Source organism: Donghicola tyrosinivorans, from assembly GCF_003003355.1.
In the GTDB taxonomy this organism is placed as follows: Bacteria; Pseudomonadota; Alphaproteobacteria; order Rhodobacterales; family Rhodobacteraceae; genus Donghicola; species Donghicola tyrosinivorans.
Genome location: NZ_PVTQ01000033.1, coordinates 1 through 21,304, shown reverse-complemented (window position 1 = coordinate 21,304; position 21,304 = coordinate 1). Strand labels below are relative to the sequence as shown.

The 21,304-nt window shown below is 64.1% G+C and carries 22 protein-coding genes; 9 read left to right on the top strand and 13 right to left on the bottom strand.

Annotated features, from left to right (window positions below):
• Positions 1–177: 177 nt before the first annotated feature.
• Both CLV74_RS21695 and CLV74_RS21690 read right to left on the bottom strand, forming a co-directional pair.
• Positions 178–1,374 (bottom strand): NnrS family protein, encoded by a 1,197-nt coding sequence (locus CLV74_RS21695; protein ID WP_106268908.1) that lies wholly within the window; start codon positions 1,372–1,374, stop codon positions 178–180.
• Positions 1,375–1,448: 74 nt separating this feature from the next.
• Positions 1,449–1,877, bottom strand: coding sequence for a pseudoazurin (locus tag CLV74_RS21690; RefSeq protein ID WP_106268906.1), 429 nt, complete (start codon positions 1,875–1,877; stop codon positions 1,449–1,451).
• 101 nt (positions 1,878–1,978) lie between these two features.
• Here CLV74_RS21690 and CLV74_RS21685 point away from each other — a divergent pair, with 101 nt between their 5' ends.
• Positions 1,979–2,668: a Crp/Fnr family transcriptional regulator gene (locus CLV74_RS21685; protein WP_106268904.1), complete on the top strand. Its 690-nt coding sequence runs from the start codon at positions 1,979–1,981 to the stop codon at positions 2,666–2,668.
• Positions 2,669–2,671: 3 nt separating this feature from the next.
• On the opposite strand, the gene CLV74_RS21680 is transcribed toward CLV74_RS21685, so the two are convergent.
• Positions 2,672–2,881, bottom strand: a complete 210-nt coding sequence (locus CLV74_RS21680) for a DUF1858 domain-containing protein (protein WP_106268902.1) — start codon at positions 2,879–2,881, stop codon at positions 2,672–2,674.
• 125 nt (positions 2,882–3,006) lie between these two features.
• Between CLV74_RS21680 and CLV74_RS21675 the strand changes: the two genes are divergently transcribed.
• Genes CLV74_RS21675 through hemN form a run of 8 tightly spaced genes read left to right on the top strand, consistent with a single transcriptional unit; the run spans position 3,007 to position 9,958 of the window.
• Positions 3,007–3,459 (top strand): c-type cytochrome, encoded by a 453-nt coding sequence (locus CLV74_RS21675; RefSeq protein ID WP_106268900.1) that lies wholly within the window; start codon positions 3,007–3,009, stop codon positions 3,457–3,459.
• A gap of 13 nt (positions 3,460–3,472) precedes the next feature.
• Positions 3,473–4,816, top strand: coding sequence for a cbb3-type cytochrome c oxidase subunit I (locus tag CLV74_RS21670; RefSeq protein ID WP_106268898.1), 1,344 nt, complete (start codon positions 3,473–3,475; stop codon positions 4,814–4,816).
• Between the two features lie 3 nt (positions 4,817–4,819).
• Positions 4,820–5,614 (top strand): CbbQ/NirQ/NorQ/GpvN family protein, encoded by a 795-nt coding sequence (locus tag CLV74_RS21665; RefSeq protein ID WP_106268896.1) that lies wholly within the window; start codon positions 4,820–4,822, stop codon positions 5,612–5,614.
• A gap of 4 nt (positions 5,615–5,618) precedes the next feature.
• Positions 5,619–7,496, top strand: coding sequence for a nitric oxide reductase activation protein NorD (locus tag CLV74_RS21660; RefSeq protein ID WP_106268894.1), 1,878 nt, complete (start codon positions 5,619–5,621; stop codon positions 7,494–7,496).
• A gap of 1 nt (position 7,497) precedes the next feature.
• The gene (locus CLV74_RS22945) at positions 7,498–7,668 is read left to right on the top strand and encodes a hypothetical protein (RefSeq protein ID WP_170108129.1); all 171 of its coding nucleotides are present in this window, start codon (positions 7,498–7,500) and stop codon (positions 7,666–7,668) included.
• Complete coding sequence (locus CLV74_RS21655; protein WP_106268892.1) at positions 7,665–7,883, top strand: NnrT protein; 219 nt, start codon at positions 7,665–7,667, stop codon at positions 7,881–7,883. The genes CLV74_RS22945 and CLV74_RS21655 overlap by 4 nt, the downstream gene beginning before the upstream one ends.
• Positions 7,880–8,551, top strand: coding sequence for an NnrU family protein (locus CLV74_RS21650; protein ID WP_106268890.1), 672 nt, complete (start codon positions 7,880–7,882; stop codon positions 8,549–8,551). The genes CLV74_RS21655 and CLV74_RS21650 overlap by 4 nt, the downstream gene beginning before the upstream one ends.
• Before the next feature lie 51 nt (positions 8,552–8,602).
• Positions 8,603–9,958 (top strand): oxygen-independent coproporphyrinogen III oxidase, encoded by a 1,356-nt coding sequence (hemN, locus tag CLV74_RS21645; RefSeq protein ID WP_106268910.1) that lies wholly within the window; start codon positions 8,603–8,605, stop codon positions 9,956–9,958.
• 16 nt (positions 9,959–9,974) lie between these two features.
• Here the strand turns inward: hemN and CLV74_RS21640 are convergent, their stop codons facing one another.
• The 10 genes from CLV74_RS21640 to CLV74_RS21595 all read right to left on the bottom strand — a co-directional run bounded on the left by CLV74_RS21640 (position 9,975) and on the right by CLV74_RS21595 (position 21,002).
• Positions 9,975–10,763 carry a formylglycine-generating enzyme family protein gene (locus CLV74_RS21640; protein ID WP_106268888.1) on the bottom strand — a complete coding sequence of 263 codons (789 nt, stop codon included), beginning with the start codon at positions 10,761–10,763 and terminating at the stop codon, positions 9,975–9,977.
• Between the two features lie 72 nt (positions 10,764–10,835).
• Positions 10,836–11,957 carry a copper-containing nitrite reductase gene (nirK, locus tag CLV74_RS21635; protein WP_106268886.1) on the bottom strand — a complete coding sequence of 374 codons (1,122 nt, stop codon included), beginning with the start codon at positions 11,955–11,957 and terminating at the stop codon, positions 10,836–10,838.
• A gap of 201 nt (positions 11,958–12,158) precedes the next feature.
• Positions 12,159–13,055, bottom strand: coding sequence for an FAD:protein FMN transferase (locus tag CLV74_RS21630; RefSeq protein ID WP_106268884.1), 897 nt, complete (start codon positions 13,053–13,055; stop codon positions 12,159–12,161).
• The gene (locus tag CLV74_RS21625) at positions 13,052–13,579 is read right to left on the bottom strand and encodes a nitrous oxide reductase accessory protein NosL (protein WP_106268882.1); all 528 of its coding nucleotides are present in this window, start codon (positions 13,577–13,579) and stop codon (positions 13,052–13,054) included. Before CLV74_RS21625 ends, CLV74_RS21630 begins: the two co-directional genes overlap by 4 nt.
• Positions 13,576–14,403: an ABC transporter permease gene (locus tag CLV74_RS21620; protein WP_106268880.1), complete on the bottom strand. Its 828-nt coding sequence runs from the start codon at positions 14,401–14,403 to the stop codon at positions 13,576–13,578. Before CLV74_RS21620 ends, CLV74_RS21625 begins: the two co-directional genes overlap by 4 nt.
• Complete coding sequence (locus tag CLV74_RS21615; protein ID WP_106268878.1) at positions 14,400–15,305, bottom strand: ABC transporter ATP-binding protein; 906 nt, start codon at positions 15,303–15,305, stop codon at positions 14,400–14,402. Before CLV74_RS21615 ends, CLV74_RS21620 begins: the two co-directional genes overlap by 4 nt.
• Positions 15,302–16,555, bottom strand: a complete 1,254-nt coding sequence (locus CLV74_RS21610; protein ID WP_106268876.1) for a nitrous oxide reductase family maturation protein NosD — start codon at positions 16,553–16,555, stop codon at positions 15,302–15,304. The genes CLV74_RS21615 and CLV74_RS21610 overlap by 4 nt, the downstream gene beginning before the upstream one ends.
• Positions 16,556–16,569: 14 nt before the next feature.
• Complete coding sequence (nosZ, locus tag CLV74_RS21605) at positions 16,570–18,468, bottom strand: TAT-dependent nitrous-oxide reductase (protein ID WP_106268874.1); 1,899 nt, start codon at positions 18,466–18,468, stop codon at positions 16,570–16,572.
• A gap of 13 nt (positions 18,469–18,481) precedes the next feature.
• Positions 18,482–20,650: a NosR/NirI family protein gene (locus CLV74_RS21600; protein ID WP_245888654.1), complete on the bottom strand. Its 2,169-nt coding sequence runs from the start codon at positions 20,648–20,650 to the stop codon at positions 18,482–18,484.
• Between the two features lie 181 nt (positions 20,651–20,831).
• Positions 20,832–21,002: a twin-arginine translocase TatA/TatE family subunit gene (locus tag CLV74_RS21595; RefSeq protein ID WP_106268870.1), complete on the bottom strand. Its 171-nt coding sequence runs from the start codon at positions 21,000–21,002 to the stop codon at positions 20,832–20,834.
• Positions 21,003–21,304: the final 302 nt, after the last annotated feature.

Genomic DNA, 21,304 nt, shown 5'->3' with positions numbered 1-21,304 from the left:
CATTCGACCTCTGGAAAGGCTACGCTGCCGAAATGACCGCCTGACAGGCAGAGCTTTCGCTCCGCTCGATCAGGCGATAATAAGTTGGCAATGCCGCTTTTCCAGAGCAGGTTTAACAGGTCCCGCAGCGCGCGACTTAATCTGGATCAAACCGCATAAAGGAATTGCCGGGACAGGTCATCGAGAAGAACCGGAGACGGCCTTTTGCCCGACCTTGGGACGCAGAAGCCACGGCCCCAGCCGCCACGCCAAAATTGCAAAGGCAGCGGTCCAGGCCACGGCTGCGAGGTCGATGCCATCCAAAGCGCCAATCGTGACCTGCCCTGCCGTGACCCGGAACACCATCGCGGTCAGCACAAGCGCAAATGCGCTGGCCAGGGCGCGCCCGGCGATCAACGCACGACCCGTGTGGCCCATCGTTGCCCGCATCATGACGGCCACGGTCATCGCCGTCACGGCCCCGATGCCCAGCACATGTGCTCCGACATTCTGCGCGATCAGGTCCAGCGCCGAGGCCGACACCGCCGCCAATCCCATCGGCACCATCAGGTAGGCAAGATGCAGCATCAAAAGCAGCGGCGAACGCCACGTGTCATGGCCACGCCAGCGTGCGAGCCGAAACAGATGCAGGACGGCGGCCAGACCTGCAAGAACCGCAGTGCCCATGCCGACAGGTGCGGCAACCCAACCGACCAGGATGGCGGCACCGATGACAAGGCAAACCGCATCGAACCGGTTGAACGCGGTTGGCAGGGACTTGGCGCCGCGCTGCGCCAGCCAGTTCCGGCTGAAACTGGGGACTATGCGGCCGCCTATCAACATGATCAGGAAGATCTGGAGTGCCATGCCAAACCGGCGGCCATGGTCGGCGGTGCCCGCGTTCATCGCTTCGACGTGAAACAGGACATTTGCCAGCCAAAGAAAGGACACAGGCACCAGTACCTTGAGATTGCGCCAGTTTTTGCCTGCCACGACCTCGCGTGCGATCATCGCGGCCACAGCCAGCAGGAAGACCTGGTCCACAAGCAACACGAGGACCGGCCCGAACCCGATTATCCCGGCCACCGACAAACGCCCCGCCAGCCAGAGTGCCAGCAGGATAGCCAGTGGCCAGCCTCGCGTAGGCAGCCGTCCGGTCCAGTTTGGGACCGCTGTGAACAGAAAACCCGCGACCACGGCAGCGCCGTAACCAAAAATCATCTCATGCGCATGCCAGTCGGTCGGCGCGAATGGACCGTCAAGAACGACGCCGCCGCGCCAGACCGACCACCAAAGCGGCAAGACCAACAGTGCAAACACGGTCGCGGCCAGGAAGAAAGGCCTGAACCCGTAGGAAAAAACGGCTGGTCCGACAAAAGGTGCGCGCGAAGACATGGGGCAACTCCTTCAATAAAATCGGGCGACCCTCACGTGTCGCCCGAACAAGTCTGATGACGCGGGACGATGCGTCACTCGACCTGAGCCAGAATATCCGCCATGCGTGCCTTGGCCTTGCCCTTCTGCTTGACTGCGGCAGCCGCATCGAGGTTGACGGCATCACCAACCTGGATCACCGCGACCATGCCCATCGAATAATGCGGCGTGCATTTGACGCCGTAGACCCCTTCAGCATCCACGGTCAGCTCGAACGCTTCGTTGAACTTGGTCTTGAAGCTGTCGACGCCATCGGGAAGCATTCCGTCGATGCTTTCGACGTTGTGGCCCTTGTCTGTGGGCACGAATTGGATCACATCGCCCGGCGCGGCCTTCACGAAGGCGGGTTCAAAGACCATCACTCCCGCCTCGCCCTTGTTCAGCATCTGCACTTCGTGGGTTTCGGCGCTGGCCACACTGGCAATCATAGCAAAGGCGGCGGTCATCATCATGGATTTGAACATCGGAGCATCCTTTCTGCGTTTCCGTCTGTTTCGTCTGCCCCTGATTTGCCGTACAAGGACGGCCCGAACGTTGCCCTTGCACAAACTCCGGATACGAAACCGTGCCGAAACTCGACGAAAGCCTGCTGACCGGCCTGCCACCGTTTTCCCTGCTGGACCGGGCGCAGATTCGCGAGATCCTCGATCAGGCGGTGTCGCGCCGCTATGACGAGGGCACGGCGATCTTCCGCGAGGGGCATGACGCCGACCGTTTTCACCTGTTGCTCGACGGCTATCTGCGCGTGATCCGCTCGACGCCGGGGGGCGATCAGATCATCGTGCTGCACATCTCGCCGGGACAGTTGTTCGGCATCGCCCCCGCGTTGCAGCGCGACACCTACCCGGCCACAGCCATAGCCGCCGCCGAATCCATCGCGCTGTCATGGCCAGTCCGGGTTTGGGACGACTTCATCGCGCGCTATCCCGGCTTTGCCACCGAAAGCTACAAGACGCTTGGTCAGCGCCTTGGCCAGATTCAGGAAACCCTGACGGAAATGGCGACGCAGGCCGTGGAAAAGCGCGTCGCCTGCGCCCTGCTGCGGATGGTCCACCAAAGCGGGCGCAAATCGGACAAGGGGATCGAGATCGCCTTTCCGGTCACGCGGCAGAACATCTCGGACATGACGGGCACGACATTGCACACGGTCAGCCGGCTGCTGTCGGCGTGGCAAAAGGACGGCATCGTCGAATCCACCCGCAAACGGATCGTCGTCACCAACCCGCACGCGCTGGTGGTGCTGAGCGAGGCGTGACGCCTACCGCCGGGTCCGGGCCAGCAATTCGGCGCGAAACGCGTCCTCATCCAGATCGTATTCCAGACAGGCATCGGTGATGGCGTGAAACGGCGCGATCAGGCAGCCGGGGCACAGCATACGCCGGTCCATGAACACGCCCGCCATGTCCGGCCAGGCAGCGAACAAGTCGGCCAGGGGCAGGTCCGGGTCGTCGAAATCGGGCTGTGACATGGGCGGTCCTTTCATAGCCACATGTTGCCCGCACCTTTCGTCCGCTTCTTTGCGTTTGCACAACAAGCGGCCCGTCAGGCCCCGGTAGACAGCGGTTATCCGAAACAATTCGACAGGACCGCGACATGTCTGAATTCCTAACCAAATCGCGGGCAAGGAACGTGTTCTACGGGGGATCCATATTCTTCGTCGTCGTGTTCGTGGCCCTCACGGCGCAAAGCCACCGGCACATCGTGGACAAGGCCACCGCCGGGATGCCCCTGACCGATGAGGTCGTGCTGGGCAAACATGTGTGGGAGCGCAATTCCTGCATCAATTGCCACACGCTGCACGGCGAGGGCGCCTATTTCGCCCCGGAGGTCGGCAACGTGATGACCCGATGGGGCGTCCTGGACGACCCCGAAGGCGCGTACGAGATGCTGGATGGCTGGATGGCCGCGCAGCCCTCGGGGATCGAGGGCCGCCGCCAGATGCCGCATTTCGAGATCACCGAAGAGGAGATGCGCGGGCTCGCCGAATTCCTCCGCTGGGCCGATCAGACCGACACTCAGAACTGGCCGCCGAACGACGCGGGCTGAGGGAGACAGAACCATGAAATACCAATCGCAAAAAGTGGCTTACGCCTATTTCCTCGCGGCCATGGCGCTGTTCGGCATCCAGGTGCTGGGCGGGCTGCTGCTGGGCTGGATCTACGTTTCGCCCAACACATTGTCTGAGGTCCTGCCGTTCAACATCGTGCGCATGATCCACACCAACGCGCTGATCGTCTGGCTGCTCTTGGGCTTCTTTGGCGCGGCCTATTACCTTGTCCCCGAAGAGTCAGAGCGCGAGATCTTCTCGGTCAAGCTTGCCTATATCCAGCTGGCGATCCTCGTGGTCGGAACGCTGGGGGCGGTGGGGTCCTACCTCGTCGGCATCCATGGCGGGCGCGAGTTCCTTGAACAGCCTTTGTGGGTCAAGTTCGGCATCCTCGTCGCGGCGGTGATCTTTCTCGTGAACGTCTCGCTGACCTTTCTGGCCGGGCGCAAGACGGCGATCACCAATATCCTGATGATGGGTCTGTGGCTGCTGTGCCTGCTGTGGATCTTCGCCTTCATCAACCCTGACAACCTGAGCCTCGATAAGATGTACTGGTGGATGGTCGTGCACCTGTGGGTCGAAGCCACGTGGGAGCTGGTCATGGCCGCGATCCTCGGCTTCCTGATGCTGAAACTGACGGGTGTCGACCGCGAGGTCATCGAGAAATGGCTCTACATCATCGTGGCCACCGCGTTGTTTTCCGGCATCCTCGGCACCGGGCACCATTTCTACTGGATCGGCACGCCGGGCTACTGGCAGTGGATCGGCTCGATCTTCTCGACCTTTGAGGTGGTCCCGTTCTTTGCGATGATGTCCTTTGCCTTTGTCATGGTCTGGAAGGGCCGCAAGAACCACCCGAACAAGGCCGCGCTGCTGTGGTCTTTGGGGTCGTCCACCGTCGCCTTTTTCGGTGCGGGTGTCTGGGGCTTCCTGCACACGCTGCACGGGGTGAACTTCTACACCCACGGCACGCAGATCACCGCCGCCCACGGCCACCTTGCCTTCTACGGCGCCTATGTGGCCCTGAACCTCGCGATGTTCACCTATGCGATGCCGATCCTGCGAGGCCGTGACCCTTATAACCAGGTGCTGAACATGGCGAGCTTCTGGCTGATGACCGGTGGCATGGCCTTCATGACCTTTACCCTGACCTTTGCCGGGACGATCCAGACGCACATGCAACGCATCGTCGGCGATTACTTCATGGACGTGCAGGACCAGCTTGGGCTGTTCTACCTGATGCGCTTTGGCTCCGGCATCGCCGTGGTCCTTGGTGCCCTACTGTTCATCTACTCGATGCTCGTGGTGCGCCGCGAGGTGGTGAAACCCGGCCCCGTGGCCGTTCCGGGAGAGTGAAGAATGAAAGACCTGAGCACCCCCGACCTGCCGTTCTACCACGCGCAATCCGACGAATGCGCGGTGTTCCAGACGGCCTATGAAAACTGCCTGCCCCTTCTTCTGAAGGGGCCGACAGGCTGCGGCAAGACACGCTTTGTCGAACACATGGCCGCGCGCCTTGGCCTGCCGTTGCACACCGTCGCCTGCCATGACGACCTGAGTGCAGCGGACCTGATCGGGCGTTACCTGCTGAAGGGGGGCGAAACCGTCTGGGTCGATGGCCCCCTGACCCGGGCTGTGCGCGAGGGCGGCATCTGCTATCTCGACGAGGTGGTCGAGGCCCGCAAGGACGTGACCGTGGTCCTGCACCCGCTGACCGATGACCGGCGCCGTCTGGTCATCGACCGCACAGGTGAGGAGCTGCAGGCACCGAAACCCTTCATGCTGGTGGCCAGCTACAACCCCGGCTATCAGAACGTGCTGAAAAAGCTGAAGCCGTCGACGCGGCAGCGGTTTGTCTCCATCGGCTTCGATTTCCCGACACCCGAGGTCGAAACCCCGGTGGTCATGCGTGAAAGCGGGCTGGATGAGGCGCGCGCCGGTGCCTTGGTGCGGCTGGCGGGCAAGATCCGCGCGCTGTCGGGCATGGATCTGGAGGAAGGTGTCTCGACGCGCCTGCTGATCTATGCGGCCACGATGATCGCGCGCGGCATGGCGGTGGATCGCGCCATCGAGGCCGCCATCATCGAACCGCTGTCGGACGAGCCGGATGTGCAGCAGGCGCTGCGCGATCTGGCCGCCGTGATCTACGGGTGACGCCATGATCCACCTCCTCGACCTGATGGAGCCCGAAGAGACCGTCGGCAACCTCTGGCACGATGTCGCGTCGCGCTGGGGGGCTGCCGCCGGGGACGACAGGCGCGCCGTGACCTTCGAGGCGATGCGCCCCTCGGTACAGGCCCTGTTCCGGGCGCTTGGCGGCGCGGCAGGGGTGGAGATCACCCCGGCCCCGCTGACCACATCGGGCCACCGCCTCGACCGGCTGCGGCGCATCGGCACCCCGCGTGAAAAGCTGCACGTGGCGGATTTCGACGGCGACCGCCTGCGCCTGCCGCCGGTGATCGATGCCTTTCCCACGCGCGATCTGAACCGCGCCTGCTATCTGTGGCTGACGGCGCTGGCCGCCTGTGTCGACCTGCCCGATGCGCAGGCCGACCCGCTTGCCGCCGACCGGGCCGAGATCGCGGCGCTGGCGCTGGCCTCGGACCTTGCCTATGCCGCCTGTCCGGGCCTCCGGCGGCCGCATGCCCATTTCTGCACCCACATCACCCTGAACCGCCATCGCAGCGGCCTGCCGCGCTGCGAAGCCGGGATCGAGCGGATGCTGCTGGACCAGCTCTGTGGCCACGCGCCCCAGCGTGAATGTCTGGACTGCCCAGCCCCGCGCGGCTATCGCAGCTTTGCGCCGCTGCCGATCTGGCCACGCCTGCGGCCCCGCACCCGCAGCGACCAGCCCGCCGCGGCCAGTGACGAGGCCCCCGCCCCCGCGATGGCCCTGCCCACCCGCAAGGAGGCGCGCCGCGAGGATCGCGATCAGGCCAACCGCAATGACAGTTTCATCGTCCACCGGTTTGAATCGATCATGTCCTGGGCCGAAAGCCTGAACATCAACCGCTTGGTCGATGACGACGATCAGGACAACGCCGCCAAGGCTGCCGAGGATCAGGACCACCTGACCCTGTCGCAGAACATCAAACGCGCCGCCACCCGTCTGCGCCTGTCGCTGGACCTGTCGCCGCAGGATGCCGATCACGAACGCCTTGCGGGCGCGTTCACCTATCCCGAATGGAACCGCCGCACCGGCGCCTACATGCCGGATCATACTCGCGTGCTGGAGGCCGAGGCCACGCCTCGCGCCGACTATGCCCCCGATCCGCGCCTTGTGGCCCGCGTGCGCCGCCAGTTCGCACCCCTGCATCCCCGCCGCGTGATCCTGCCCCGGCAATTGGACGGCGACGATCTGGACCTCGACGCCGTTGTGACGTCGCAGACCGACATGGCCTGCGGGCAGCAGGGCAGCGACCGGGTCTGGCAATCCGGCCGCCCGATGGCGCGCGACCTGTCCGTTGCGATCCTGATGGATTGCTCACGCTCGACCGAGGCCGCGCTTGGGCAGACCTCGGTGATCGAAACCGCGCGCGAGGCGCTGGCCGCGCTGGCCTGCGGCATCGACACGGCGGGCGACCGGCTGGGCATCTGGGGGTTCTCGTCTTTGAAACGCGACCGCGTCTTCCTGCACCGGGCCAAGACCTTTGCCGACCCCATGTCCCACGCCGTCACCACCCGCATCGGCGGTTTCCGCCCCGGCCATTACACCCGGCTGGGCGCCGCGATCCGCCATGTTTCGGCGCAGCTGGCGGACGAGGGCGCGACCCGCCGCCTCTTGCTGGTGCTGACCGATGGCAAGCCCAATGACCTCGACCATTACGAGGGCCCGCATGGCATCGAGGACAGCCGCATGGCCGTCCGCGAAGCCCGTGCCCTTGGGCAGGCCGTGCATGGCGTGATCGTCGATCAGGACGGGCAGGACTGGTTCGCCCGCATCTTTGGCCGCGCCGGTTTTACCCTGCTGCCCGATCCCCAGCGCCTGCCGCGCGCCCTGCCTGACATCTACCAGACCCTGACCATGGAGAGCTGACATGAAACGCCTATTCACCCTTGCCACCCTGATCCCGGCCCCGGCATTGGCCGGGTTCGACCGGCCCATCCCGCAGCCGCAGACCGACGTCGCCGAGTTCTGGTTCTTCGTCGGCTCCGTCGCCCTGATCGCGGCACTGGTCGCCGTGCAGATGCTGGTCAGCCGCCGATGAAACCGTCTTGGAGACTGCTGGCTGGGCTGTACCCGTTTGGCGCGGGCGCGATGGGGGTGAACCTGTTCTTTGCCTCGCTGATCGGGTCGTGGCTGGGCTGGCCGGTGCTGACCCCGTGGCAGTCCACCGCCGGGGGGCTGGTGATCGGTGTCCCGGCCACCTATGCCTTTGCCTGCCACATCACCCGATTGATGAAGGAGGCAGACACGCCATGACCGGCTGGACGGACTACACCCTTGCACTGACGCTGTTCGCCGCCAGCCATTTCGTGCCGCGCCTGTGGGGTCTGCGCGAAAGGCTCATCGGCGCCCTCGGACGGCGGGTCTATTTCTCGGTCTATGGCGTGATCTCGCTGGCGCTGCTGGTCTGGGTGATCTCGGCCGCCGGGCGCGCGCCTTATGTCGAGCTTTGGCCGCACATGCCGTGGACGCGCTGGGTGCCGAACGTGGCGATGCCCGCGGCGCTGGTGCTGACCGCCTGCGGGGCCGGGATGGCGCAGCCCTACACCCTTGGCGGACGCAAGACGTTCGACCCCGCGCGGCCCGGCTTTGCCGCCATATCGCGCCATCCGCTGTTCCTGGCACTGGCGCTCTGGGCCGGGGCGCATCTGGTGGCCAATGGCGATCTGGCCCATGTCATCCTGTTTGGCAGCTTTGCCGCCATGGCGCTGGCCGCCATGCCCGCCTTCGATGCCAAGGCCCGGCGCGGCTCCGACCTGATCGACCACACGGCGCTGTTTTCCCTGCGCCCGCTTGCCGACCCGCACTGGCGCCGCGCCAACCTGCGCCGCCTGCTGATCTGCACCGCCATCGGCCTGATCCTGTGGATGGGCGCGCTGCATCTGCACACGCTGGTCATCGGCGTCTCGCCCTTTCCGGTCTGAAGTTTGATCCTGCGCAAAGTCGCACCCCGCGAAAAGGCGCATATCACGCGCATGAAACACATTGACCGCCTCAGATCCCTTGGCCTGTTCGACCAACGGGTGCCCCGCTACACCTCTTACCCCACCGCCCCGGTCTTTTCGCCTGCGGTCGGCGCGCCCGACCAGACCCGCGCGCTGGCGGCGCTGGACCCGGATCAGCCGGTTTCCGTCTACCTGCATATCCCGTTCTGTGAACGCCTGTGCTGGTTCTGCGCCTGCCGCACCCAGGGGACAAAGACCCTGTCGCCGGTAGAAAGCTACCTTGGCACGCTGGTGCAGGAACTGGCGCTGCTGAAGGATATCCTGCCCAAAGGGCTGCGCATGGGACGGATGCATTGGGGCGGCGGCACGCCGACGATCCTGCCGCCCGAGATGATTCACCGGCTGGCCCAAGCCGTCCGCGACGTCATCCCGCCCACCGAGGATTGCGAGTTTTCGGTCGAGATCGACCCGACCATGGTCGACCGCGCCAAGATCGCCGCACTGGCCGCCGAGGGCATGAACCGCGCCAGCATCGGTATTCAGGACTTTGACCCGCTGGTGCAGCAATCCATCGGACGCCTGCAACCTTTTGACATCACGCGGGCCTGCGTCGACGACCTGCGCGCGGCGGGTATCCGGTCGCTGAACGCTGACCTCGTCTATGGCCTGCCGCACCAGACCGCTGAACGGCTCGACGATACCGTGTCCAAGGTGCTGGACCTGGACCCCGACCGTGTCGCGCTGTTCGGTTATGCGCATGTGCCCTGGGTATCGAAACGCCAAAAGCTGATCCCCGAGGACGCCCTGCCCGCCGAAGAGGCCCGGCACACGCTGGCGAACCTTGCCGCCGCCCGGTTCACCGATGCGGGCATGACCGCCATCGGCATCGACCACTTTGCTCGCCCCGACGACGGGCTGGCCCGCGCTGCCGCCAGCGGCCACCTGCGGCGCAACTTTCAGGGCTATGTCGATGACACCTGCCCGACGCTGATCGGTCTGGGGGCCTCGTCGATCTCGCGCCTGCCCGATGGCTACGTGCAGAACGCGCCGGCCACTGCCGCCTATATCCAGCGGATCGAGGCCGGACAGCTGGCCGGCGCCCGAGGCCACGTGATGACCGGCGACGACCTGTTGCGCGCCCGCGCGATCGAGATGCTGATGTGTGACTTCCGGCTGGACCGCAGCGCGCTGCTCGCCGCCTTTGGCGCGCAGGCCGCGACGCTGGATGCGCAGATCGCGCTGGTGGGCAAGCAGTTCGGCGATCTTGTCGCCGTGACCGACGCGGCGCTGACCATCGCCCCCGAGGGCCGCGCGCTGACGCGGATCATCGCCAGCGCCTTTGACGCACATGTGCCCGAGGGCATCCGATACAGTCAGGCTTCTTAGGCAGGTCGGGCGGGGGTCACTCTCCCCGCACCAACCGGAACCCAAGGTGATCCGGCGGCAGGCCCACGGCACAGCCGCCGACACTGGCATCGCGGACAAAATCGATCACCGCGGCACGATGCACGCCCCCGGCAATGCGCACGCCGCAATAGGGGGCGGTCTCGGCCACCGTGCCATCTGCCGCAAGGGTCCCGTTCTGCATGCACCCGTCGGTCCATTCCCACACGTTGCCGGACACGTCCGCCAACCCGTTGGAATTCAACCCGAACGCCCCGGCCCGGTAGAGGGCGGGATCGGCCTTGCGGCGCAGGGTGATGCCGTTTTCATAGCTGGCCAGCATCTGCGCACCGGGATCGGCGGCGTCGTAGTCGGGTCCGCTGTCGCCATGGCGCTCGGCTGCGGCCAGTTGCCATTCCGCTTCGGTCGGCAGGCGCCACGGCTCTCCTGTCTGGTCCGCATACCATGCTGCAAAGGCGCTGGCGTCGTTCCAGTTCACCCCGGTCTGAGGCGCGTCCGACAGCACAATCCGAGCCGGTTCACAGGCTCCGTCGGCCACGCAGGCCGCGTATTGCCCGCCCGTCACCTGATATTTCATGATCTCGAAACCCGGCACGGTCATCGAGGCCCGCCGAGGCGTACGCGTCTTGCCGTTTTGCGAAAAATTCCCGAACGGGCGAAAGGCGATCTCTCCGCTGGCGATGCGTACCATGTCGGGTGGTGCAAAGGGCGGCGCGTCGGGGCGCGGTTCCAGCATGGCCATCACGCCCGCCACTCCAAGCAGCGGCAAGAGCAATAAGAGTTTCATCGGTCTCTCCTCGAAAACGCAAGGGGCGCCCGCATCGTGCGACCGCCCCTGCCCTTTCCTTTTGTGCCAAACTCAGAAGGCGGCCAGATCCGTCGGCGCAAGGACCTGTTCCATCAGGTCGTTGTTCCAATCGCCCTCGACCTTCACATGCGCGGTCGCCCCAAGGTTCACTGCCTCGATCAGGTTGTGGTTCACGTAGGCGTAGACCCCCGGTTGCAGGAAGGTGTACAGCGCCGCCCCCGCCGAGCCGCCGCGGATGAACCATGTCTCCATGTCGCGGTCGGGCACGTTGTTGAACTTGCCGTGTTCCCATACCAAGTCCCCATGCCCGCCGATCAGGTGCGGACGGGTGTCGCGGTTGGCCTGGCTGTGGACGAACAGAACCCGCTCGCCGACATTGGCCGTCATCGCATTGTCGCCGGTCAGCGCACCGACCTTGCCATTGAACACCACATGCGTCGGGATCAGCCCGTTCATGACGTCAAGCGTGTCGGGATAGCTTTCGCCCGCATCGGCGTAACGCTTGTATTCGCCGTTTTCATCCTTCGGGATGTAGAACTCGTTCTCGCCGATATAGTAGACGCGATCGTAACCGACCGGGTTGCCCTCGTGGTCCTTCAACCCGTCGCGCGGCAGAACCATGATGGTGCCCGCCATGCCCGAGGCCACGTGCCACGGGATCATGGGGCCGCCCGGCGCGCAGTGATAGACGAAGGTGCCCGGACGGGTCGCCTTGAACCGCAGGATCGTCTTTTCGCCCGGGTTCACATGGGTCAGCGCGCCCCCGCCCAACGCCCCTGTCGCGGCGTGGAAATCGATGTTGTGCTGAAGCAGGTTGTCTTCGGGGTTGATCAGGGTGAGCTCGACATAGTCGCCCTCATGCACCACCATCATCGGTCCGGGGATCGACCCGTCAAAGGTCATGCCCTGCAGGTAAGCTCCGTCATCGACCTCGATCTCCTTTTCGACGATGGTCATCTCGAATTCAACGATGCGCGGCGCGCCCGGCGCGACCTGTTCGTGGTCGTGCACGAAGGGCGGCGCGACCAGTTCGCGCTTGATGCGGGTGAGACTCGACAGATCCGCAGGCGCCGCAAGGGGGGCCGCCACCGTCTCGGTACTGACAGCCTTGGCGAGGATCGGAAGCGACGCAACTCCGGCTGCGCCCATCAGTGCGGCTCTTCTCGTAAGCATGTTCTCATTCCTTCTTCGGTATGTCTGCGCGTCGTAGACAGGGTAACAATCGCGTGTGCGCGGAACGTTGCGGAAATGCAAACTCCATCCAACTTGTCGCGCGTTTGACCGGCGCAGGCAGAGGTCTGCCGGCTCGGTGCCATAAGAAAAGGCAAAGCCCCCACGGGTTGCGCGGGGGCGAAAGCTGAGAAGGTTGTTTTCTCAGACGCGGAGGAGGTCGACCCCGACTTTGCCGAGCAGGTGAAGCCGATCATCGGGCAGGACGACGGCAGCCGTCGACGCCGCATCCGCCACGGCAGCACTGTCGTGCAGGGCACTGATCGGACCGGCCCGAAGCCCGGTTCTGCCATTCGGCGCGAAGATGTGGCCAACCCCGAGAGAAGCCGAGATCAACGTCCCGGCAGCGTCCGAGGTCGCGACAGCCCGGTCCGTCAAGGTCAAGCTGCGCCCCGAAGGCAACCGCACCGGCCAGCCTTGCCCGTTCAAACGCCCCATTGCGCGGATCTCGCCCGCGTTCACCATCACATCGCGTAAGCCTTGTCGGCGCATGAGCCCCGACAGACTGTCCGTGGCATATCCTTGCGCAATTCCGTTCAGCGTCAGGGCCATCCCGGACCGCCCGAGGCGAACCGAATTTTCGTCCATCGTCACACGGTGAAATCCGACCAGACCTTGTGCCGCAGCGATTTCATTAGGCCACGCCGCCCGGCCAACCGCGGCCGCCTTGGCATGGACGTCGAACAGCGGCTGCACGGTCGGATCGAATGCGCCCTCGGTTGCAAGATACATCTCGCGTGCCAGCGATAGCAGGGCCAGCATGTCGGGATCAGGCGCGCGGAACACGCCGTCGCGATTCAGGCGCGACAGGGCGCTGTCAGCGCGATAGAGCGAAAACAGCCCTTCGATACGGGACAGCTCCGCTTCGATGGCGCGAAAGATGGGGGTGGCCTCATCCTCGGACATACCTGAAAGAACGACCTTCGCCCCGGCGCCAAGCGCGGTTCCGCGCCAGACGGCCACCGGCATTCCAGCTGTCAATCGGGTGGCCGCACAAGTTGCGCCAGCCAGTGTCAGAAAACGTCTTCGGGTCAGTGTCATTGGTCTGCTCCCGCATGCGCCTGATGGCCAGACATCTGCGCCATGTCCGGCCTGACATAGGCTTCGGGCACCGCGTCCCACGCAACGACCCGCCCGCCATGGTCCGCCACAAATGCCGCCGCCGCATCGGTGGACCCAAAGGGAATGGCCTCGGGCACCCCCATCCCGCCAAGCCGGTCGCTTTCGATCACAAAGGCCGCGCTGCCAGACGCCAGCCAGTTGTCGAGACCGGGCAAAGCCCAGCTTTCGGCGCGAGACATGTCGGACACGAACACACCCATGACTTCGGCATCGCGTTCCGGGTCATACATATAGGCCACCGCATCAGAGACCTGACTGAACCAAAGCGGCGCGGAATGACCCTTCAGGTGGACCTGCGCCTTGGGACCGGGATGGTCGGCGACGAACATCTGGCAATAGTGGCCAAGCGCCTCATCGGTCATCTCAACCGGGGCAATGGTGGCGATGTCCTCCTTGCAGGCGGCAAGGCCAAGGACGAGGATGGCAAGGGCAACACGTTTCATGGCACGATCCTTTTCGTACGGCGAATGCCAAGTGCCAGCACCGCCGAAAGCCATAGCCCCAGCACAGCAAGCGCCGCTGTCGGCGGAAATGGCAGGGTTGAGGCAAGCCCGTCGATTCCGGCCACCGGCGCGGTTTCGATCAAAGCGAGATTATACAGGCGAAATGCGTCCGCGGGATTGGCCACCACCAGCCAGGGGAAGACCTGTGACGCGAAGATGCCATCGCTGGCCGCCATCACACTGCCGAGCAGTGCCAGATCATAGATCACCACCAGGACCAGCCAAAGCCCCACAGCCGAAGCCGCCGCAGTCGCCGTGCGCCCGGCCATGGCAGACAGCATCAGGCCAAAGCCGACAAAGACCGACCCCAAGACAAAGGCCGTGGCCATCAGGCGTAGCCATGCGGCGATGCCGTCGGACCCGGTGCCAAAGGACAGCGCCAGAAACGCGCCCGCAGCGCCGAAGGCCAGAACAATTGCAACGCCGACAGCCAGCGACTGGGCCGCGAACTTTCCGGCAAATACCTCCCACCGGCGGACGGGGCTGGCCAGTGTCAGGGCCAAGGCACCGCGCTCGATTTCTCCGGCGAAGGAATCGTAGGACATCAACAGTGCGATCAACGGGATGAGGTAGACCGACAGCGTTGCAAGGCTCGCCGCCGTCAGGGTCAGGGCATCGGCGTCCAGCGCCGCCCCCTGCCCTGCGCCGAAAATACCCAGCACCACGGCAAACAAGCCCAGGATGCCGGTCGCCAATCCGACCCACAGGTTGCGCCGGGCCAGCCTGAATTCCTGCGCAAAGATCGTGCCGATACGCGTGGTCATGGCTGATCCCCTTTGGTATCCGAAAAATAGCGGTAGATGTCGTTCAGGCTGGGGGCAAAGACGTCGATTTCGTGCAGGGCCTCCCGGTGGTGACCGAGTTGAAGTAACAGCCCAAGTTTGGCGTCGGGCGCGCATTCGATCTCGAGCCGGCATCCATTCATCCGGCGTCCGCCCAGATCGGCCTGAAGTCGGTCTGCATGCCCCTTCTTTGCGGTCACGCGAATGGTCGTCCGCAGCGCGGCGGCGGCGGCAAGCTCCGCCAATGTCCCGGACGCTCGCAGGCGGCCCCGCGACAGGATCGCAACGCGGTCGGTCTGCCCCTGCACCTCTTCCAACCCGTGCGAAGACAGCAAGACGGCACAGCCGCGCGCCGCGGCCTCGGCGATGACGGTGTAGAAATCGTGGCGCGATACAGGGTCGAGACCGCTTGTCGGTTCGTCCAGCAACAGCAGGCGGGGCGCGCCGATCAGGGCCTGTGCAAGGCCAAGCCGCTGCCGCATGCCTTTGGAATAGGTGCGGACCCGGCGGTCGGCGGCATCTGCCAGCCCGACCCGATCGAGCAGCCCGTCGATCTCGGACCGGGACGCCCCCCGCAGGCCCGAGAAATAGGCCAACACTTCGCGCCCGGTCAGGCTTTGCGGAAAGGACACGACTTCGGGCAGATAGGACATGGCAATCCGCGCCACGTCCGAGCCGGGCCGGTGTCCCGCCACGGTGATGGTTCCTTCACCCTGGGCCAGAAACCCGAGGACCGCCTTGAACAGCGTGGATTTCCCCGCGCCGTTATGGCCCAGAAGGGCCAGACGTTCGCCCGGCGACACGGCCAGTGTCACGCCGTCCAGTGCCTTGAACGAGCCAAAGGACAGGCTGACATCGCGAATGTCGAGAATGGGTTGTGTCATGAGGGATCTCCCTGCGGCAGGCCTGCCCCCTCGGGCGAGACCAGCGGATGACTGTCTATCACGCCCCCGGGCAGCAGGCCCGGAAACCGCGATTGCGACCAGCGGATGAGCTGTACGGCAGGCGTTCCCATCAACAGGCGCGCCGCCGGTTGCGACCAGACCAACTGGTCGATGCTGTCATTGGGGCGATACGGGCTGTCGACCAATCCGTCGCCGTTGACGTCAAAGCCCGCCTGATCGGACCAGTAGTTGCCGCGCGCGCCGTCCGACCATTCCAGCCAGCGGGTTCCGACATATTTCACCTGTGTCCGGTTGCCGACAAAGGCGTTGCCCGTCAGCACGTTACCCTGACTTCCGGCAGTGAAGTGCACGCCGATTCCACAGCCGGCAAATCGGTTGGCGTCAAAGAGGTTGTGGTTGGAGTTATAGACGAACAGGCACTTCTCGCCGCCAGAGCGGACTTCGTTCTGCCGCAGCTCGGCCTTGTTGGCGAAGTTCATGAAAAAGCCGTGGTTGGCGTCGCCTTCGGACAGATTGCGTTCCACGGTCAGCTGGGTCGAATACATGAAGGCAAAGCCCATGTCGTTGCCATGGCTGATGTTGTCCGTCACCTCGATCCGATTGGCATACATCGAATGAAAGGCAAACCGCAGGTCGCTGAAGCGGTTGCCCCGATACACGGCCTCGTTCGAGGTGGTGATGAAGACACCGTCGCGACCCTTGGTGATCGTGTTGTTCTCGACCAGCAGGCCGGGCGCGTTCCAGACGTAAATGCCCGGACCCCGTTCAGGCACCCGAAGGTCGTTGCGGCCCTCGATCCGGTTGCCCCGGATCGTGACACCCCTTGCACCATGCACGTCGATGCCGATCAGGTTGCCGATCAGGGTCACGCCCTCGACCCGCGCGCCCTGCGCCCCCTTCAGCAGGCGAATACCGCTGTCGAACTCGCTGAGCCGCGCACCCGCGCCGGTGATCGTGACGCCGGAAATCGTCACGTCCGGGGCCGTCACCGTGATGACCGATCCCTCGCCCGGACCAGCGATCCGGGCGAGAGGCCCCGTGAGTGTGAGTGGCTTGTCGATCTGCACCGGCCCGGCATAGGTGCCTTCCCCAAGCACCAGTTCATCGCCGGGCCGGGCGGTCGCGATGGCCCGCGCCAGCGCCCCCTGCCCCGGCCGCACCTCGACCCTTTCCGCCAGACAGGCGAACGGCGCGAGGAGCAACACAAGGACCGGGATCAGGAAACGCATGACGGGCCCTCCTCTTACGCGACCGGCTTGACCAGCATCCGGCCGCGCATCTCCATATGGAGTGCGTGGCAGAACCACTGGCAGTAGAACCAATGCACACCGGGCCGGTCGGCGGTGAAGGTGACAGACGCCGTCGCCTGCGGTCCGACCTCGAAGGCTATTCCATGATTACCAAGCGTGAAACCGTGGGTCAGGTCGTCGACCTCGTCCATGTTCGAGACATAGATCGTAACCTCGTCGCCCTGATTGACCTCGAACTTGTCAAGGCTGAAGGCCGGCGCGACCGAGTGCATGTAGACCCGCACCTTGTTGCCGTCGCGGATCACGTCGGCCCCCCAATCCAGATCGACGCCGTCCTTTTCCGCCTGAACCCGCGCCTCTTCCCAAAGCGGATCGGCCCGGTCATAGACCGACGCCGGGTTGACCTTGTCGGCGCGCACCAGAATGCAGTCATGCGGTTCGGCAAAGGTCGGGCCGTCGTGCACCAGCTCCATCCCGCCGCCGGAAATGTCGATCAGCTGATCGTTCTCGGGTTTCAGCGGGCCGACATTCAGGAAGCGGTCCTTGGAGAACTTGTTGAGCGAGATCAGGAATTGCCCGTCCGCCTCCAGCGTCTCGCCCATCGTGGTGTGGTTGTGGCCGGGCTGGTAATGTACGTCGATCTTTTTCAGGATCGGGTCGACATCGGCGCCGTCATAGGCGCGCACCGCGTCTTCGATGTTCCACATCACCATTTGGCTGTCGAGGAACAGCGTGGTGTAGGCGTTGCCCTTGCCATCGAAGGCGGTGTGAAGCGGACCAAGACCCAGTTGCGGCTCGGCCACCACAGCATAGCGCGGCTCTGCTCCGTCGAACACCGCCTGAAGCCTGGTCACGTCGATCACGGTGACGGTGGGGGACAGCTTGCCGTTGATGCACAGGTGGACCTTGTCGGGGGCCATGTTGCAGCCGTGCGGGCTGTTGGAGACCGGAATATAGGCGGTGTATTTCGACCCGTGCCGCCCATCCAGAACCTTGACGCCGTTGTATTCCTTGTAATCCCCGGCTTTGATGCCCGCCTCGATGGCGGCGATGTTGAAGGCGACGACCCAGTCCTGTTCGTTCTCGGTCATCTCGGCCAGCGTCACGCCCTCTTCCGAGTTGTACGAGGTCGAGAAGGCCCACTTGCCCTCGTAATCCGCATCGCAGTTGTCCAGGTTGCCGTCGACGATCACCTGCCAGGCGATCTCCATCGTGTCGCCGTCGATGGCGGTGAAGATCGAATGGTACTGCGTCGGATCATCAAGGATCGCCCCGTCATTCGGCAGCGGGATGCGGTGTTCGCCATTGGCAAAGACATAGCCCGTGCGCGGGTATTTCTGCGGGCGCAGACCGTGGATGTCCGAGGTGTTCGGAATCTCGATGATCTTGTCGGTCTTCATGATGTCGCAACGGATGCGTGCGACGCGGGTGTTCGCCTTGTCGTTGGCGAACAGGTAGCGCCCGTCATAGGTGCCCTCGGTAAAGGACATGTGCGGGTGGTGCAGGTCGCCGTTATCATAGGTGACGCGGCCCCGCTTGGCGAGGAACGCTTTGGTTTCCGGCAGCAGGCCGTCGGTCAGGATCTTGAGGCTTTCGTTGGTCGATCCCCAGCCGGTGGCCGAACAGCGGTTGAACACCGGGATGCGCATTAGCTCGCGCATGGACGGCACGCCGATGATGCGCACCTCCCCGGACTGACCCGAGGACCAGAAGCCATAATAACTGTCCAACTGACCCGGGGCGATGTCTGGCGCACCGGTCGCCGCATGCGCGCTGCGCGCCGAGGCCAGCAGGCCAAGCCCGCCAGTGCCCGCAACGGTGGCCAGCGCCGCCACCCCTGCGGTCCCCTTGAACAGTCCCCTGCGGGAGACGCCTTTGGTTTCGTCTGTCATGATCTTCTCTCCTTCATTTCGCGTGTGAAAGCTGGTTGGGATGGCCGAGGTTCGGCCGTTCGGCATGGGCGGCCAGAGCCGCTGTCGATACCGCATCCTTGGCGCGTCGCTTGTCCGTCTTGATGACGACCGGGCAGCGCGCGTGATCCTGGTAGAGCACCTGGCAATTCAGGCACGAGATGCACTCGTTCGGGTTGATCTCGCCGGTCGGGTGGATGGCATCGACCGGGCAATCGGTGGCGCAAAGCTGGCAGGGATTGCCGCACTCCTTATAGCGCTTGAGCCAGCGGAACATGTGCATCCGCGCCGGGATCGCCAGCCCGCCGCCCAAGGGGCAGACATAGCGGCAGTAGAAGCGTTCGATGAACAGGCCCGGCAGCAGGAAGGCCAGCGCGATCAGCACATAGGGCAACGGGCGCGCGAATTTCAGGATGATCGCGGTCTTGAAGGGCTCGACCTCGGCAAAGCGCTCTGCCAGTTCCAGCGAATAGAGCGACATCCCGAAGAGCCCGAGGAAGATGATGTATTTCACCGCCCAGAGCCGTTCATGCAGCCCCCAAGGCAGTGTCACCTGCGGCACCCGGAACCGCCGTGCGATCTTGTTCGACAATTCTTGCAAGGCGCCGAACGGACACAGCCAGCCGCAATAGGCCCCGCGCGCCCAGAACAGCAGCGCCGCCGCGACCGCGAACCACAGGATGAAGATCAGCGGATCCATCAGGAAGGTGTTCCAGTCGAACTCGCTGAACAGCGCGTTCACCACTGCAAGGATGTTGACGACCGACAGCTGCGCGTTGGCGATCCAGCCGACGAAGACCAGCGTGAACACCAGGTAGGCATTGCGCAGGATGGCAAAATGGCGTGCATTCCGCGTGGCAAAACCCTGAAAGAAGAAGATCCCCGACAGCAGCGCGAGCGCGGTGGCCAGCACGATGACCTGAAGGCGCTTGGTCTGCCAGATGCGTTGCCACAGGGCATCGCGGGCATCGGCGTCGGTCACGTCGGGTTGCGTCTCGGCGGCCGGAGCCGGGGCAATCGTGCGGGTATAGGCTTCGGGCAGTTCGTATCCGAGATCGTAGGTCAGAAAGACCTTCTCGATCGGGCCAACCGCCCGGCTGACGAGGAACTGCAACCGGAACGGCGCGGCAGGATCGAACCCTGCGTCGGCCGGAACGACAAAGAGGTCCATCTCGGTCAGATCGGGCGCACCATCGGCGGCGACCTGTACGATCCGGCTTTGGTTGCGGTCGTGGAACCGCACGGACATGTCGCCCTGGATCAGCTGAAAGCGGTCGAAAATCCCGCCGCGCACATAGCCTGATCCCTTGAACGACCAGCGCCCGGCCCCAAGCACGGCGATGGCTTCGTCGCCCGGTTCCAGCCGCGCCGAAATTTTCTGCCACCCGGCATCGCCCAGCAGAGACCGCCCGATCGCGGGCTGACTGACCACCGCCGTCCAGATATCGACATAGGGATCTGTTTCCGGCCCCAGCTCGGCATTCTTCACAGTCCGAGTGTCGCCAAGCGCCGCGAAATCCGAATTGATCGTGGCCACGTCCAGCGTCAGTCGACGCAAGGCGCCATTGCCCGCCAACTTTTGCCAATCCGCGACCTGACCGGCGTCGCGGTCAATCTCGCGCATAGGCCCTCGCGCCTCGGGTGCGGCAAAACCATCCAGACCAAGGGCCCGCGCCGCCTTGACCCCGGCGCGCAGGATCGAGTCGTCGATCACCATGATGGTGACCGTGGCACCCGAAACGATCTCCAGCTCTTCAGGGTCACGCGGACCGGAAACGCCGCGCAGGTCGAACCCGGTATAGTGTTGGATCACGGCGCGTATCTCAGCCTCGGGGATGCCGACCAGAACGATCGGCTCCGAGTGTTTCAGCAATTGCGCCCCGGTCAGTATGGCATCCGCCGAAATCCCGGCGGCCACGTGGATCGGCTTGCCGGAATACCCCGTAGTTGGGACGAAATCGGACGTCAGGAAAATCCAGCCAACCGTTTCGGTGCCCTTGAGAGCGGGCACAAGACCGTCGTCACGCACTGGCCCAAGGCTGGATGCACCGGGCACAAGGGTGCCGATCTCCAAATTGCCAAGAAACTTGCCGATCAGCGGATCGGCTACCGCCGAAAACGCACCGCCCCACAGCAAGGCCAGCGCAAACAGCATCCGGATCATCAAGTGTCGCATCGGGTCTCGCATCGCCTCGCATCAGGGTCGTCCTGTCAGGCAAGACGTAGCGACGATCGGCTGACCGAAGTTTGCGTTTCCGCAATGTCGTGGACGATTGCGCAGGCCGGAAATGCGAAACGGGGCCTGATCGGCCCCGCTCACTCGTTTGCTTTTCAGTGTCGGCCAGTCAGGCGTCTGAGGTTTCATCCCCATGCTTTCCTTCGCGGATACCGCGCCGGAAGGCCGTCAGACCTTGCCCGACCTCACCCATAATCGAAGAGATCTTCCCCCGTCCGAAGAGCACCACAACAACCAGAAGGATAAGGGCCAGCCCCGGCAAACCGATAGTATTCAACATGATGATATCCTTTTGAGCAGCTCGATCGCGCAAGGCACCGAACATTGAACCATGCCCCGTAGACGGAGCCAGTCCGATCATTGCAGAAGGAGTCCCGTGCGGTCGTTGCGATGCAACAACATTTTGGGCGTTGCTCAGCCCAGTCGCATAGCGGACGGCGTGTAATGGGCGATTATGCGTAGTGCTTCCTTTGCTAACGGACTTGGCGGCATTGCCAACTTATTATCGCCTGATCGAGCGGAGCGAAAGCTCTGCCTGTCAGGCGGTCATTTCGGCAGCGTAGCCTTTCCAGAGGTCGAATG

Excerpts from the sequence above, each read along its gene's own strand:
- CLV74_RS21695 (WP_106268908.1), bottom strand. The coding sequence starts at position 1,374 with ATGTCTTCGCGCGCACCTTTTGTCGGACCAGCCGTTTTTTCCTACGGG.
- CLV74_RS21690 (WP_106268906.1), bottom strand. The coding sequence starts at position 1,877 with ATGTTCAAATCCATGATGATGACCGCCGCCTTTGCTATGATTGCCAGT.
- CLV74_RS21680 (WP_106268902.1), bottom strand. The coding sequence starts at position 2,881 with ATGTCACAGCCCGATTTCGACGACCCGGACCTGCCCCTGGCCGACTTG.
- CLV74_RS21675 (WP_106268900.1), top strand. The coding sequence starts at position 3,007 with ATGTCTGAATTCCTAACCAAATCGCGGGCAAGGAACGTGTTCTACGGG.
- CLV74_RS21670 (WP_106268898.1), top strand. The coding sequence starts at position 3,473 with ATGAAATACCAATCGCAAAAAGTGGCTTACGCCTATTTCCTCGCGGCC.
- CLV74_RS21665 (WP_106268896.1), top strand. The coding sequence starts at position 4,820 with ATGAAAGACCTGAGCACCCCCGACCTGCCGTTCTACCACGCGCAATCC.
- CLV74_RS21660 (WP_106268894.1), top strand. The coding sequence starts at position 5,619 with ATGATCCACCTCCTCGACCTGATGGAGCCCGAAGAGACCGTCGGCAAC.
- CLV74_RS22945 (WP_170108129.1), top strand. The coding sequence starts at position 7,498 with ATGAAACGCCTATTCACCCTTGCCACCCTGATCCCGGCCCCGGCATTG.
- CLV74_RS21655 (WP_106268892.1), top strand. The coding sequence starts at position 7,665 with ATGAAACCGTCTTGGAGACTGCTGGCTGGGCTGTACCCGTTTGGCGCG.
- CLV74_RS21650 (WP_106268890.1), top strand. The coding sequence starts at position 7,880 with ATGACCGGCTGGACGGACTACACCCTTGCACTGACGCTGTTCGCCGCC.
- hemN (WP_106268910.1), top strand. The coding sequence starts at position 8,603 with ATGAAACACATTGACCGCCTCAGATCCCTTGGCCTGTTCGACCAACGG.
- CLV74_RS21640 (WP_106268888.1), bottom strand. The coding sequence starts at position 10,763 with ATGAAACTCTTATTGCTCTTGCCGCTGCTTGGAGTGGCGGGCGTGATG.
- nirK (WP_106268886.1), bottom strand. The coding sequence starts at position 11,957 with ATGCTTACGAGAAGAGCCGCACTGATGGGCGCAGCCGGAGTTGCGTCG.
- CLV74_RS21630 (WP_106268884.1), bottom strand. The coding sequence starts at position 13,055 with ATGACACTGACCCGAAGACGTTTTCTGACACTGGCTGGCGCAACTTGT.
- CLV74_RS21625 (WP_106268882.1), bottom strand. The coding sequence starts at position 13,579 with ATGAAACGTGTTGCCCTTGCCATCCTCGTCCTTGGCCTTGCCGCCTGC.
- CLV74_RS21620 (WP_106268880.1), bottom strand. The coding sequence starts at position 14,403 with ATGACCACGCGTATCGGCACGATCTTTGCGCAGGAATTCAGGCTGGCC.
- CLV74_RS21615 (WP_106268878.1), bottom strand. The coding sequence starts at position 15,305 with ATGACACAACCCATTCTCGACATTCGCGATGTCAGCCTGTCCTTTGGC.
- CLV74_RS21610 (WP_106268876.1), bottom strand. The coding sequence starts at position 16,555 with ATGCGTTTCCTGATCCCGGTCCTTGTGTTGCTCCTCGCGCCGTTCGCC.
- nosZ (WP_106268874.1), bottom strand. The coding sequence starts at position 18,468 with ATGACAGACGAAACCAAAGGCGTCTCCCGCAGGGGACTGTTCAAGGGG.
- CLV74_RS21600 (WP_245888654.1), bottom strand. The coding sequence starts at position 20,650 with ATGATCCGGATGCTGTTTGCGCTGGCCTTGCTGTGGGGCGGTGCGTTT.
- CLV74_RS21595 (WP_106268870.1), bottom strand. The coding sequence starts at position 21,002 with ATGTTGAATACTATCGGTTTGCCGGGGCTGGCCCTTATCCTTCTGGTT.